Source organism: Gracilibacillus sp. YIM 98692 (assembly GCF_010993965.1).
GTDB lineage: Bacteria > Bacillota > Bacilli > Bacillales > Amphibacillaceae > Gracilibacillus.
In genome coordinates this window covers 19,485-33,022 of sequence record NZ_WIXM01000003.1, presented here as the reverse complement: position 1 = coordinate 33,022, position 13,538 = coordinate 19,485, and the positions used below count along the sequence as shown (strand labels likewise).

Below are 13,538 nucleotides of genomic sequence, written 5' to 3'. Positions count from 1 at the left end.
TAAATTGTCAGCAAGGAAGTAATTCGATGAGAAGGCCAATTTGAAGTAGATAGATAAGCGCAGCTACGGCTCTGCTGTCGTCAAAAGCTCGGCAATCGCCGAGTTTTCTTTATGTATTTTCTAATCGAACAAATAAGACTAATTTAATGTAAAAATTTATTAAAAAATGAGTGTTCTTATTTACAAATCATTCCAAAGAATTAGAATGTACATATAAAGATTATCGTACATGGAGATGGGGGAGTGGAGGATGTTTTGGTTTGATGTATTTAGAATAGCTCATATTATAGCAGGATTTCTCGCATTATTTATATTTTGGATTCCGGTAGTAGTGAAAAAAGGAGGCTCTATTCATCGAAAAATTGGCTGGACGTATGTAGGAGCAATGGCGATGGTAGCTATATCCGCATTTTATATGGGGTTTTACCGTATTTTTTTTCAAAACAGTGGTCAAGATGTAATCTCTTTTTCATGGTTTTTAATATATATTGCGATATTAAGTTCTGCAACGGCTTGGTACGGTATTAGAGTGCTTCGTTATAAGAAGCGGGAAAGTAGACATAGTAACGGATGGGATTTAGGAGTGCCGATCCTCTTATTTGTTTGTTCGATCATCATTTTATGGTATGGCATACAAGTAGAGGTTGCATTGCTCACTTACTTTCCGATTGTAGGTCTATTTTTAGGAGGTTCGCAATTAGCTTATTGGTTGCAAAAACCCAAAATAAAAGGACATTGGTTAATAGAGCATCTAATTGGAATGCTGAGTTGTTGTATTGCTACTGTCACTGCGTTTGTTGTATTCGGTGCTCCTAGATTGTTAGAAGTGGAGACAGTAAGCATTTTATTATGGTTTGCTCCAGCAGTTGTGATCGTTCCTGTCATCGTTGGGTTTTCGGTGTATTATAGAAGAAAAATGAATCCTGTCCAAGATGATAAGAAGCAAAAAAACGCTCAGTAGTCACTGAGCGTTTCATTTAAACTTTTAGTATACTTTATCTCCGTTGAAAATAGAGTTTTTCACTACTACATAGTCTACTGTACGGATGGCATCCAGCTTTCTTCCGCCTGCATAAGAAATAGATGACTGCAAGTCTTGTTCCATTTCAGTCAGTGTGTCTTGAAGTGGTCCTTTGTATTCTACGTACATTTTCTTTCCTTCAACGTTTTTCTTTTCACCTTTTTGATATTCAGAAGCTGATCCGAAATACTCTTTATAAAGTTTTCCATCTTCTTCTACTGTGGTACCGGGCGATTCCTCATGTCCTGCAAATAGAGAGCCAATCATCACCATGGATGCCCCGAAGCGAATTGACTTGGCAATATCACCGTGTGTACGGATACCGCCATCAGCAATAATAGGTTTGGATGCAGCTTTTGCACACCAACGTAATGCAGCTAACTGCCATCCACCTGTACCGAAACCTGTTTTTACTTTCGTAATACAAACTTTACCTGGACCAATCCCTACTTTTGTTGCATCAGCTCCAGCATTTTCTAGTTCTCTTACAGCTTCGGGTGTTCCAACATTTCCAGCAATAACAAAACTGTTAGGTAAATGCTGTTTGATATGCTTAATCATGCTGATGACTGCATCAGAATGACCATGTGCAATGTCAATCGTAATATATTCAGGTAAAAGATTTGCTTCCGCTAATTCCTTTATAAAGCTGTATTCTTCGTCTTTTACACCAACACTAATGGAAGCGATTAATTTTTTGGAATGCATATCTTGAATAAACGTTTTTCTTGTTTCTGGTTCAAAACGATGCATAATATAGAAATAATTTTTTTCGGCTAAAAATTTAGCAATATTCTCATCAATAATTGTTTGCATATTCGCAGGTACTACTGGTAAGCGAAAACGGTGCTCACCTAATACGACAGAAGTATCGCACTCAGATCGACTGTTCACGACACATTTTGCGGGAATTAATTGAATATCTTCGTAATCAAATACATTTTCCATAGTTAACACTCCTATAGGCGAACGATATTTATAAAGTTAAACCCATTATTCGCCTTTAGTAATATAATACATATGGTATATGATGTCAAATATAAAATTTCAATCAGAACCCTTCTTATATTTTTTACCAAAATGCTATAATTATTTACAAATCTATAGAATATGCTATACTACAGAAAGTGCAAAATTTCATTAAAGTCTGCGTTCTTTGCAGGAGAGGTTCTAGCTACACCCTCTATAAAAAACTAAGGATATCATACCAATGCCTTAGGTATGATTTTTTGTTTTGGGGTGAGTGAATTTCTCTCTTTTCAATGTGTGAAAGGAGAATTTTTTTATGGATAAACAAGATAAAGCGGTTGTCGTTTTTAGTGGAGGTCAGGATAGTACGACATGTCTGTTCTGGGCCCTTAAAAAATATAAGCATGTAGAAGTAGTGACATTCGATTATAACCAACGTCATCAAGAAGAAATTGGAGTGGCAAAAGAGATTGCGAATGATTTAGGAGTGAAGCATCATATTCTAGATATGTCATTATTAAACCAACTAGCACCAAATGCCTTAACAAGAGATGATATAGAAGTGAAAGAAGGGGAAGATGGTGAATTACCATCTACATTTGTTCCTGGGCGAAATCTTCTATTTTTGTCCTTTGCTACGATTCTAGCAAAACAAATCGATGCCAAACATATTATAACAGGCGTTTGTGAAACAGATTTTAGCGGCTATCCAGATTGCCGAGATGTATTTATTAAATCTCTTAACGTGACTCTAAATCTATCCATGGATGATGAATTCGTTGTACACACACCATTAATGTGGTTGGATAAAGCCGAAACTTGGGAACTTGCCGACCAACTGAACGCCTTTGACTATGTACGAGAACATACATTAACTTGCTATAACGGTGTTCGCGGAGATGGTTGCGGTGAATGTCCAGCATGTAAACTCCGTCAAAACGGCTTAGAACAATACCTAGAGAAACGTACGGAGGAGGGATCTCATTAATGTTCGGGTTTCGTATCGTAGAGGAATTACAAAAAATAGATCAAGATATTAAAAGAGATCAACTAAAATATCATCAAAAGCGAGTAATGGTAAGCAAAGAATTCACTTTTGATGCTGCCCATCACTTGCATTGCTATGAAGGAAAATGTAAAAACTTGCATGGCCATACCTATAAAGTTGTATTTGGCATCAGTGGATTTGTGGATGAGATTGGAATTGTGATAGATTTTGGGGACATCAAAGAGATTTGGAAGGAACAAATTGAAGTTTATCTCGATCATCGTTATTTAAATGAAACATTACCGAAAATGAATACAACAGCAGAAAATATGGTCGTTTGGATTTTTGAAAAAATGGAACAAGCACTAGAAAAACATCCAAATAAGTGCCGAGTAGAGTTTGTAAAGTTATATGAGACGCCAACAAGCTATGCAGAAGCTAGACGGGAGTGGATGTACGGTGAATAAATTCCCGGTACTAGAGATATTCGGCCCAACGATTCAAGGGGAAGGAATGGTCGTGGGGCGCAAGACAATGTTTGTCAGAACCGCAGGCTGCGATTATAGCTGTGCATGGTGTGACTCAGCCTTTACATGGGACGGAAGTGCAAAAGATGAAATCGAAAAATTGACCAGTGAGGAAATTATAGGAAGGTTGAAAGATATCGGCGGCGATCAATTTGACCATGTTACCATCTCCGGAGGAAATCCAGCCCTTCTCAAACATCTAGATGAACTGGTAGACGATCTTCATGAATTAAATATAGAAGTAGCACTAGAAACACAAGGGAGCCGATGGCAGGATTGGTTTGTATCTATTGATGATTTAACGATATCACCGAAGCCGCCAAGCTCTAAAATGAAAACAAATTGGATGGTATTAGATGATATTATCGAAAAATTAAAATCTAGTGACCGGTTATCTTATACCAGCCTAAAAGTCGTGATATTTGATCATGCAGATTTACAATATGCAGAACAAATCCATCAACGATACCAAAACATTCCATTCTATGTACAAGTAGGTAATGACGATTTAGATGAAATGCAGCCTGACCAATTAGCTAGTAGACTATTAGAGAAATATGAATGGTTAATCGATCAAGTAGTCACATCCAATACCTTAAATCGTGTTCGAGTTCTCCCACAACTACACACACTCGTATGGGGGAATAAAAGAGGGGTATAGTTAACAGTGCTTTTATATTCCCCCGTTAGAAAATACTTGCCAAAAAAGGCTTGAAACATAATGTTTCAAGCCTCTTTTTCTGCCTTGTGCTTTGCATAAAGTCCTAATTTGACTAATCCAATTCCTAACAACGAGATGATTCCATTAAATATAATGGCAAAAACAGATAAAATGAACGTACCGTATGGACTAAAATAGACGTAACCTGCTATCATACTGACAACGACAAAAATCCAAATGTAAGGATGGGACACAAAGTAACTAACAATCATGTTGACTAACAACACAACCATTCCCATCAATAGAAAATGTGCACCTAAAACGAGCAGCATCTCCAACATCCACTCCTCCTTTTTTATATATGACGGATGAAAATAGAGAAAAGTTTCAATTATTTGGTATATAATTCGTTATTTTTTCAATTTTAAAGGGGGAGTCACTCAAAAAAGACAAAAGATGACTCGATTCGGGTAAAGTTGGCACGAAAGCGCATTGAGTTTCATAATAAGAAGGTGGTGTTTTTTTTGATGGAAACAAGACGTCTTATTTTACGTCCTTATCAACAACATGACTTTGCATTTTTATATCATCTTGTATCAGATCCAGCAGTGATGCATTTTATAGGGAATGGCCACACAAAATCGAGGAAAGAAGCGAAAGACTTTCTCCATTGGATTTTTCAAATGTATCAATTAGGGGAAGAGTTTGGTCTGAGAATTATGATTCGTAAATCTGATCATAGGCCTATTGGACATGCTGGGCTCGTACCGCAAACGATAGATGGGAAAAAGGAGTTAGAAATAGGTTATTGGATTGCTCATTCTTACTGGGGGAACGGTTATGCAACAGAAATAGCAGAAGCATTAAAGCAGTTTGCGATCCAATATTTAGATCGTAATCGGCTGATAGCTCTCGTTCAAGAAGGTAACTATGCTTCTGCTAACATTGCGAGGAAGTTAGGAATGAAAGTAGATAAAGTCATCACAATCGATGGCAGAGTGGTTCATTTATATGCGGCCAATTTCTATTAATTGTTTATTTATTTGGGAAAAATTGCGTAAATATCGTATTTCGCTGCTTTTTATATACTTCTTTACCCGCTATTTCATTAATGATTTGAATATTTCTGTCTACTGCTAATCCTAAATTAGTCGCACCTGTCCCATGGGAGTGTTCTAAATTGGTTGAAGTGTAAAAATGATGAGCACGATTTTTATCCTTGAAGGATAGCTTGAAATTTTTATCCACCTTAAATCTTTTATCATCTTCCCAATCGATTTTGTCCTCAAATCTTTGATAAAACCAATCCGGGATGTTTGGTTTGTATCCAGTTGCTACGATGACTTTATCTGTATAAAATTCGATTTTTTCTTTCTTCTGCCATTGTTCTCCTTCTACTAGAAGGCGATCTCCTGATTGTATGACTTGATTAATTTCTGTTAATGGTTGAATCGTCACCGGTACTCGGTTATTTTCAACAGAGCGATGATAAAGCAGTTCATGAATACGGTGTAATGTATCACCATCTATCCCTTTTCGTAATTGCCCTAAATGATCGAGTGATTCTAACCTCTCTTGAAATGCTAGGTTATGAAAATAATCGACATAATCTGGTGTAAATACTTCTTGTCCAAGTTTAGATCGGTCTAGTTGTAAAAAGCCTGGCGATCTTGTGTACCAATTCAAATGATAGTCATAATTTTCTTGTAACTTTAATAGGTCAAAAAATATTTCGGATGCACTTTGACCAGATCCAATCACACTAATATTTCTAGACTTCACCGTTCGGTCTTTAAGATATAAATATTGACTAGAATGATGAACATCTTCTATATCGATATCATTTACCTCAAATGGAATGAGCGGAGTGCTGCCTGTGCCAAACACTACATGTTTAGCAAAATAGGAAGTATGTACTTGTTGATCCCAGTGATTGACAACTACCTCAAAGTGATCTCCGTGATCTATACAATCGATTACTTCTGATTTGAAGTGGCACTTTGTCAGTTGATCCGTAACCCATTTTAAGTACGCTGCGTATTCTTGTCTAGGCATTTCTAGTTTATGAAAAAAGTAAAATTTATATAGGCGATTTTTCTCATGCAAATAGTTTAGAAAGGAGTATTTACTTGTTGGATTTGCAAAGGTAACCAGATCTGCTAAAAAAGGAACCTGTAAGTCTGCACCATTTATGAGCATTCCTGGATGCCATGCAAATTGGCCGTTTTGGTCAAATAAGATCGATTTTAAATCACTTTTTTCTTCTGTTAATGCTGCAAGACCTAAATTATATGGACCGATTCCGATTCCGATAAAGTCATAAATAGAATGATGTGACATAGCTTACCCTCATTTTTTTTACTTTTTATTATCACGGTGAACAATCGTTCGTAAGCCCTCCACTGATGGAAGACTCTCTTTATTATATACCAGTTCCACCAAAATTATCTAAGGTTTGGAGTTTGTTAAAAAATATGGAAAGAATGGCAAATATCTGAATATGGTTACAATATGTGATACAATAATTGGAGGAAGAAAGGGGGAGCAATATGGCGGAAAAGGATGAACGCTTATTTGCGATGTTAATGTATTTACTTAGCTTTTTCTTTCCAGTTTTAGCACCATTAATTATCTGGTTAATGAAAAGGGAAGAATCTGAATTGATTGATTATCATGGTAAGGAGTATTTTAACTTTTTCATATCTTTTACAATTTACTCGATTGTCAGTGGTATTCTCATTTTAGTACTTATTGGAATTATTTTGCTGCCGATCGTCGGTATTTTAGCTTTTATTTTTACTATTATTGCATTAGTAAAAGCATACAACGGAGAACACTATCGTATTCCACTAGTCATTCGCTTTATAAAATAGTGAATGATATGAAGCAGTTCAGTTCTGGAAACTTTCCATAATTGAGCTGTTTTTTTGTTCGGCCGTTTTCTAGTAAAGCTCATTACACAACAGTTACTTCGAAACCTACGTGTATTTCCTCCGCTGATATTACATCTTTGTTGTAGTACGGAAAAAGTGGCCAAGGAACGCACTTGTAGAAATTCCGCTTGAAACACTAACAGATTTTTAGTGGGAAATAATATATAAGAGCTAAGGTAATCCCCAGCTCTTTGGAATCAATTATCTATTCATTTTTAACCTGAATATCGTATTCTTTATGCTCATGTAAACCATTATCGCTTGTAACATGTATCACTGAGGTGTAGGTGGCTACTTGTTGAAATTCATGTGAACCAACATAAGTGCCATCCTCCAATTCTTCTGCATCAATCCAGATATGCTTTTCACTTTCATCGGTGAACAGTTCCAGTCTAACATTGGCATCCGTTAATGGTTCGTGATCCATTTGTAGATGGATGGTAAATTTCGCTGTTTCACTTTTTACAAATCCATTTGCTTGTTCCAAATCGATCGATAAACTTTGATCATGATGGTGATGATGATCTTCCTCTTCGGTATGTTCGTCAGAATGTTGTGCTTCATCTGTTGATTTCTCTTCGTCACCTTCTATAACAATCGATTTTTTTGGCATGGTATGCAGTTGTCTTGCTTGTGTGTGTGCATATATTTCATAGGTACCGCTATTGGAAAAAGATATATCTGCAGTGTAGTTACCACCTTCTTGATGCTGTGCTTCTACCGTTGTCGAGTGCTCTTCATCATCTTCATGCCAATATTCAAACTGTACATATTCAGCATCTGTTACGGGTTCTTCTCCATAGGTGACTTTAGCTTCTAGAGTGACATTTTCACCAGCTTCTGCCGTTTCAGGAACATGGAAGTTTACTGTTAACTCTTTTAATTCTTCTTGCTCATCTTGTTGTTGTGCATTATTGCCACAAGCTGTTAAAAAAAGAAGAAAAACAATCAAAATTCTATGTATTTTCATTATGTGGTGACCTCCCAATATTTATGATTCCTTTCATACTATAATCCTATAATAGTAGAAATGCAATGAACAAATCGTGAAAAAAACAAATAAATCGTAACAATTACTATTTACATCAGAACAATCATAGGCTATACTATAAATCGTAGTTATTACGCTTTACCTTTTTGTTTTCGAAACGTAATAATTACGTTTTAAAGATATACATATATGAAATAGGGGGAAATGGGATGAAACGAATATGGCAATTTGGGACGTTAATGGTTATTTTGGCTTTTATACTTGCAGCTTGTAGTAATGAATCTGTCTCACAATCAGAACAAGAAGAGATAGAAGATGAGAAAGAAATAATCGAAGTTTATGCTACATTATATCCGTTAGCGTTTTTTGCAGAGGAAATTGGACAGGACTATGTCGATGTAACTACGATTCTTCCTGCTGGTGCAGATCCGCATAACTTTGAGCCAACGTCTAAATTAATGGTAGACATCGCTTCAGCAGATATATTTTTATACAATGGAGCGAACATGGAAGCATACGCAGAAGATATTCAATCAGCTCTGGAAAACGAAGAGGTATTGATGATAGAAGCGTCTGAAGGAGTATCGTTAGAGGAGCATGTGCATGATCACGTCGATTCTGAAGAAGAGAGTCACTCTCATGACGAAGATCCTCATGAACATGAAGAGGATCACGCGCATGAAGAAGAAGCTCATGATGAACACGAACATGAGGGTAGCGAACACGAGCATGATGATCATGAAGATGAATCAACAGAGTCACATGAAGAGGATGCAGATCATGATGGTCATCAACATGGCGATGTAGACCCACACTTATGGTTAGATCCAATTCGTGCGATTACCTTAGCAGAAAATATAAAAGATGCATTGATTGAACAATATCCTGAACAGGAAGAATTCTTTGAATCTAATTTTCATGAATTAGAAGAAAGATTCATTGCTTTAGATGATGCTTTCCATGAACAGTTAGAACAAGCTCCGAATCACGAGATTTTGGTAACACATGCGGCTTATGGCTACTGGGAGCAAAGCTATGGTATACAGCAGCTAGCTATTTCCGGTTTATCCCCATCAGATGAACCATCTCAAAAACAATTAGAGAGATTGTTAGGTCATGTGAAAGAACATGGTATCCAATATCTACTATTTGAGCAAAATGTGGAGCCAAAAGTAGCGCAAGTAATCCAACAAGAGACGAATGTGGAATCATTAGAATTGCATAACCTATCCGTATTAACCGAAGAAGATATCGATAATGAAGAAGACTACTTTAGTTTAATGGAACGAAACCTAGACGTATTAGTAGAAGCATTAGATTATTAATCTTAAAAACACTAGCTAAGCAAAGCTAGTGTTTTTTTGTTGATTATATAAGTAAATTGTTATATAGTTATACATGGATATTGAGAGGGGGATATTTTATGTCTGTACAGACTGTTCCTGATATGCAAAAAGCGGCTGTCATATTAAAACTGCTTGGTGATAAAACTAGGTTAACGATGGTAAAGTTGTTGGAAAATCAGACATGTTGTGTATGCGAATTTGTGGAGATCTTTCAAATGAGTCAACCATCTATCAGCCAACATCTTCGTAAATTACGAGACGCAGGACTGATTCGAGAAGAACGCCGGAGTCAATGGATTTTTTATTCATTAAATAACGATAGTGAATGGTATCCGTTCGTTACTTCTATCTTAGAAAATTTACCTAGTCAAGAAGAAAAATTAAAAGAACTAGAGAAAAAAGGAACAAGAATCACGTGTTGTTAAATTGCGGGGGGAATTATGTTGCTTGAATCGATTTTAGCAGTACTCATTTTTTTAGTTACGTTAATATTGGTTATCTGGCAGCCAAAAGACCTATCTATTGGCTGGTCAGCTTGTGGTGGAGCTGTCATAGCTCTTCTTGTAGGTGTAGTAGGCTTTAGTGATGTATGGGAAGTTACCGGAATTGTTTGGAATGCTACCTTAGCATTTGTTGCGATTATTCTAATTTCTTTAATTTTAGATGAAATTGGATTTTTTGAATGGGCCGCATTACATATGGCAAGAATAGCCAAAGGCAATGGGATTAAAATGTTTGTGTATATCAGTTTACTTGGAGCACTAGTTGCTGCCTTTTTCGCTAATGATGGAGCAGCTCTCATTCTAACGCCCATCGTTTTAGCAATGGTAAGAAATCTCCGTTTTGAAGAGAAAATGGTGTTCCCGTTTATTATGGCTAGCGGGTTTATTGCGGACACGACTTCATTACCTTTTGTTGTGAGTAACTTAGTGAACATTGTATCTGCTGACTTTTTTGAAATTGGCTTTGTAGAGTATGCTTCTAGAATGATTATTCCAAACTTATTTTCTATCATAGCTACTATCATTGTGCTTTATTTGTACTTTAGAAAAAATATCCCGAAAACTTATGATTTATCCCAGTTGAAAAATCCAGCTGAAGCGATAAAAGATCTTAAAATGTTTCATTTATCATGGTATGTACTGGCTATTTTATTAATAGGATATTTTGCTAGTGAATTTATAGCTGTTCCTGTTTCCATTATCGCAGGTATTGTTGCGATCTTTTTCTTAATCATGGCTAGAAATAGTGCAGTGGTTAACACGACATCTGTTGTGAAAGGAGCTCCTTGGGAGATTGTCTTCTTCTCTATTGGGATGTACGTAGTTGTTTATGGTTTAAAAAACGCAGGATTAACGACAGTATTAGCTCAATTGATTCAATGGAGTGCAGATCAAGGTTTATTTGCAGCAACAATATTTATGGGCTTTATTGCCGCCATTTTATCTTCCATTATGAATAACATGCCAACTGTGATGATAGATGCATTAGCCATTGCCGAAACAAATACATCAGGAGTGGTAAGAGAAGCATTGATTTATGCTAATGTGATCGGGTCTGACTTAGGTCCGAAAATCACACCAATTGGTTCATTGGCTACCTTGTTGTGGCTCCATGTCTTAGCACAAAAAGGAGTTAAAATTTCATGGGGAACATATTTTAAAACAGGTATTATTCTCACCATTCCTATTTTATTTATCACACTTGTCGGCTTGTTTATCAGCTTGTTACTTTATTATTAAAGGAGAGAACAAAAAATGACGAAAAAAACTATCTACTTTTTATGCACCGGAAACTCTTGCCGAAGTCAAATGGCTGAAGGGTGGGCAAAACATCATCTAGGTGAAGATTGGAATGTTTACAGTGCTGGAATAGAAACGCATGGTTTAAACCAAAATGCAGTCAAAGCCATGAATGAAATAGATATTGATATCTCTAATCAAACATCAGATAAAATTGACACAGAGATTTTAAATAACGCCGATATGGTCGTTACATTGTGCGGTGATGCTAGAGATAAATGTCCAGTAATACCGCCAACCGTTCGAAATGAACATTGGGGATTTGATGATCCTGCAAAAGCAGAAGGAACAGACGAAGAAAAATGGAGTGTGTTCCAGCGTGTGCGTGATAAAATCGGAGAGAGAATTAAACATTTTGCACAAACAGGAGAGTAATAACTAGGAAGACAGTTACTTTTGAAAGTAGCTGTCTTCTGTTTTTTATACTCTTAGGAAAGTATAAAATTTTAGCAGGGAAGTTACTCGACGTAGCAAAAATTTTAAGGTGCGAAGTATAAGTGCAACTACGGCTCTGCTGTCGCCTAAAGGCTCGGCACTCGCCGAGTTTTCTTTATTGGTAACTTTTTTCATGATGGAGCGACAAATAAATCAAAATAACAAATAAGGGGTTGGATTAAAGTGAAATATTATGTAAGTCTGTTCATGTTATTTTTACTTGTAGCATGTGGTACAGGGAATAATGAAAAACATAGTGGAGCTAGTAATGATGACCCATCAGCAAACTATATGGTTGGATTTGTGGAGGAAATCGATGAGAATCGAGTTTTAATAACTGAAAATCGGTTGAAGGAGAGTTTTTCAGATTTAGAACCAGAAGAAATGAATCAAAAAGCAGGCAATGCCGTGTATTTTAGCTTGGATGAAATAGATGACAATTTGCGAAAATCGCTTACTAAAAAAGAAAGGATTTCAGTAAAGCATGGAGCAGTGGCAGAATCTTATCCTGGTCAAAGCAGTGCTCAAGACATTTCTCGCAAACTTGATGAAGATTTTGATGTTATCGATGAGCATGGTGGCATTCAAAATACTATCTTCTTTGAATCATTTATGCAAAAGGTAGAGAAGGAAGAAGAAACACAATTAAGAGTAGTACGATATACAACGGAAGGAGATCCCATTTTTTATAATATCCAATATAATGGGGAGGGGGCTTATCAGATTTATGTAGACGCACGCCAAGATAACTATGGCACTGCAGAAAATGTGCGACAAGTTTCTTGTGATCATATGGAATATTATTTAACAGAGGATCAATCCTTACAATTTCAATGGACGGAATGTCAAAATGAAGGAGGTTCGTTACCAATTTTCCAAGCATCAACCCCTTCTGATATATTCATACCGGATCAGGATTATCAAGGATGGAAAATAGTGATTGATGGTGAAGTATTAGAAGAATCGAAGGATAAAGAAACAATAAACGATCTTATCACTAAAATAAGAGAAGCGAATTATCAATCGGTGATAACCATGTCATTAATGGCACCAGATGGACAACTAATACTAGAAGGGGATAAAGCAGATATTGAGTTTGACTATTACCAAGATGGAAACTTGATTCGCTATAATACGTATATCGACGTTTCATCCTAATATGTTGATTGGTTAAGTTCCTGTTGACGTATAAAAATAACCAAAAAAGGGCAATGATTAGAGATGTAACAAAATTGCTGAAAAAGGAGTCTGAATCATGGTCAATGTAGCGGTTATTTACTATAGTTCAACGGGAACGAATTATCAACTAGCTAATTGGGCAGCAGATGCTGCAAAAGATGCTGGAGCAGAGGTGAGATTAGTCAGAGCAGCGGAAACAGCACCTAAAGAAGCAGTTGCTTCAAATCAAGCATGGGAAAAGCATTTAGAGGATACGAAACACATTCCAGAAGCAACATCTGATGATATTGAATGGGCTAATGCGATTATTTTTAGTATACCGACTCGTTTTGGAAATGTACCATCTCAAATGAAGCAATATATTGATTCACAAGGCGGGCTTTGGATGAGTGGTAAGACAGTAAATAAAGTAGTAACTGCCATGTCATCTGCCACAAATGCGAATGGTGGTCAAGAGCAAACCATTTTAAGCTTATATACCTCGATGATGCACTGGGGGGCAATTGTAGTAGCACCTGGATATACAGATGATGCTATCTTTACTTCTGGTGGAAACCCTTATGGCACAAGTGTTACGCAAAATCAAGAAGGCAATATGGTAGAAGATGTTGAAGGGTCAGTTAAACATCAAGCCAAGCGTGTCGTAGAAATAGCCAACAAAATACATGGTTAAACGCCAAAAAGGA

At 36.5% G+C, this 13,538-nt stretch carries 16 protein-coding genes and 1 riboswitch; of the genes, 12 read left to right on the top strand and 4 right to left on the bottom strand.

Annotation, left to right across the window (positions count from 1 at the left end):
* The first annotated feature begins 250 nt into the window (after positions 1-250).
* Entirely contained in the window at positions 251-961 is a 711-nt protein-coding gene (locus tag GHD00_RS04650) for a DUF2306 domain-containing protein (RefSeq protein ID WP_163536986.1), read from the top strand.
* Between the two features lie 24 nt (positions 962-985).
* Here the strand turns inward: GHD00_RS04650 and guaC are convergent, their stop codons facing one another.
* Positions 986-1,969 (bottom strand): GMP reductase, encoded by a 984-nt coding sequence (gene guaC, locus GHD00_RS04645; protein ID WP_163536985.1) that lies wholly within the window; start codon positions 1,967-1,969, stop codon positions 986-988.
* Positions 1,970-2,179: 210 nt separating this feature from the next.
* A riboswitch (PreQ1 riboswitch) is annotated at positions 2,180-2,224 on the top strand.
* Positions 2,225-2,306: 82 nt separating this feature from the next.
* Here guaC and queC point away from each other — a divergent pair.
* The 3 genes from queC to queE are packed head-to-tail and all read left to right on the top strand — an operon-like array spanning position 2,307 to position 4,166.
* A complete protein-coding gene (gene queC / locus GHD00_RS04640) occupies positions 2,307-2,978 on the top strand; it encodes a 7-cyano-7-deazaguanine synthase QueC (RefSeq protein ID WP_163536984.1) in 672 nt (223 codons plus the stop codon).
* The gene (gene queD / locus GHD00_RS04635; protein ID WP_163536983.1) at positions 2,978-3,445 is read left to right on the top strand and encodes a 6-carboxytetrahydropterin synthase QueD; all 468 of its coding nucleotides are present in this window, start codon (positions 2,978-2,980) and stop codon (positions 3,443-3,445) included. The genes queC and queD overlap by 1 nt, the downstream gene beginning before the upstream one ends.
* Positions 3,438-4,166 carry a 7-carboxy-7-deazaguanine synthase QueE gene (gene queE / locus GHD00_RS04630; RefSeq protein ID WP_205600704.1) on the top strand — a complete coding sequence of 243 codons (729 nt, stop codon included), beginning with the start codon at positions 3,438-3,440 and terminating at the stop codon, positions 4,164-4,166. Before queD ends, queE begins: the two co-directional genes overlap by 8 nt.
* A 65-nt stretch (positions 4,167-4,231) precedes the next feature.
* Here the strand turns inward: queE and GHD00_RS04625 are convergent, their stop codons facing one another.
* Positions 4,232-4,507, bottom strand: a complete 276-nt coding sequence (locus tag GHD00_RS04625; protein ID WP_163536981.1) for a hypothetical protein — start codon at positions 4,505-4,507, stop codon at positions 4,232-4,234.
* A gap of 186 nt (positions 4,508-4,693) precedes the next feature.
* Here GHD00_RS04625 and GHD00_RS04620 point away from each other — a divergent pair, with 186 nt between their 5' ends.
* Positions 4,694-5,197: a GNAT family N-acetyltransferase gene (locus GHD00_RS04620; RefSeq protein ID WP_240468593.1), complete on the top strand. Its 504-nt coding sequence runs from the start codon at positions 4,694-4,696 to the stop codon at positions 5,195-5,197.
* A gap of 4 nt (positions 5,198-5,201) precedes the next feature.
* Here the strand turns inward: GHD00_RS04620 and GHD00_RS04615 are convergent, their stop codons facing one another.
* Positions 5,202-6,506 (bottom strand): lysine N(6)-hydroxylase/L-ornithine N(5)-oxygenase family protein, encoded by a 1,305-nt coding sequence (locus tag GHD00_RS04615; protein ID WP_163536979.1) that lies wholly within the window; start codon positions 6,504-6,506, stop codon positions 5,202-5,204.
* Positions 6,507-6,715: 209 nt separating this feature from the next.
* Here GHD00_RS04615 and GHD00_RS04610 point away from each other — a divergent pair, with 209 nt between their 5' ends.
* A complete protein-coding gene (locus GHD00_RS04610; protein ID WP_163536978.1) occupies positions 6,716-7,039 on the top strand; it encodes a DUF4870 domain-containing protein in 324 nt (107 codons plus the stop codon).
* Positions 7,040-7,304: 265 nt separating this feature from the next.
* On the opposite strand, the gene GHD00_RS04605 is transcribed toward GHD00_RS04610, so the two are convergent.
* Positions 7,305-8,069 carry a FixH family protein gene (locus tag GHD00_RS04605; RefSeq protein ID WP_163536977.1) on the bottom strand — a complete coding sequence of 255 codons (765 nt, stop codon included), beginning with the start codon at positions 8,067-8,069 and terminating at the stop codon, positions 7,305-7,307.
* Positions 8,070-8,299: 230 nt separating this feature from the next.
* On the opposite strand from GHD00_RS04605, the gene GHD00_RS04600 reads away from it, so the two are divergent.
* The 6 genes from GHD00_RS04600 to wrbA all read left to right on the top strand — a co-directional run bounded on the left by GHD00_RS04600 (position 8,300) and on the right by wrbA (position 13,525).
* Positions 8,300-9,415, top strand: coding sequence for a metal ABC transporter solute-binding protein, Zn/Mn family (locus tag GHD00_RS04600; protein ID WP_163536975.1), 1,116 nt, complete (start codon positions 8,300-8,302; stop codon positions 9,413-9,415).
* A 98-nt stretch (positions 9,416-9,513) separates the two neighbouring features.
* On the top strand, positions 9,514-9,861 hold the full coding sequence (locus tag GHD00_RS04595; RefSeq protein WP_163536973.1) for an ArsR/SmtB family transcription factor: 348 nt from the start codon (positions 9,514-9,516) through the stop codon (positions 9,859-9,861).
* 18 nt (positions 9,862-9,879) lie between these two features.
* Positions 9,880-11,178, top strand: a complete 1,299-nt coding sequence (locus GHD00_RS04590; protein WP_163536971.1) for an arsenic transporter — start codon at positions 9,880-9,882, stop codon at positions 11,176-11,178.
* 15 nt (positions 11,179-11,193) lie between these two features.
* The gene (gene arsC, locus GHD00_RS04585) at positions 11,194-11,613 is read left to right on the top strand and encodes an arsenate reductase (thioredoxin) (protein ID WP_163536969.1); all 420 of its coding nucleotides are present in this window, start codon (positions 11,194-11,196) and stop codon (positions 11,611-11,613) included.
* A gap of 243 nt (positions 11,614-11,856) precedes the next feature.
* A complete protein-coding gene (locus GHD00_RS04580; protein WP_163536968.1) occupies positions 11,857-12,831 on the top strand; it encodes a DUF4362 domain-containing protein in 975 nt (324 codons plus the stop codon).
* 97 nt (positions 12,832-12,928) lie between these two features.
* A complete protein-coding gene (gene wrbA / locus GHD00_RS04575; RefSeq protein ID WP_163536966.1) occupies positions 12,929-13,525 on the top strand; it encodes an NAD(P)H:quinone oxidoreductase in 597 nt (198 codons plus the stop codon).
* Positions 13,526-13,538 lie beyond the last annotated feature (13 nt).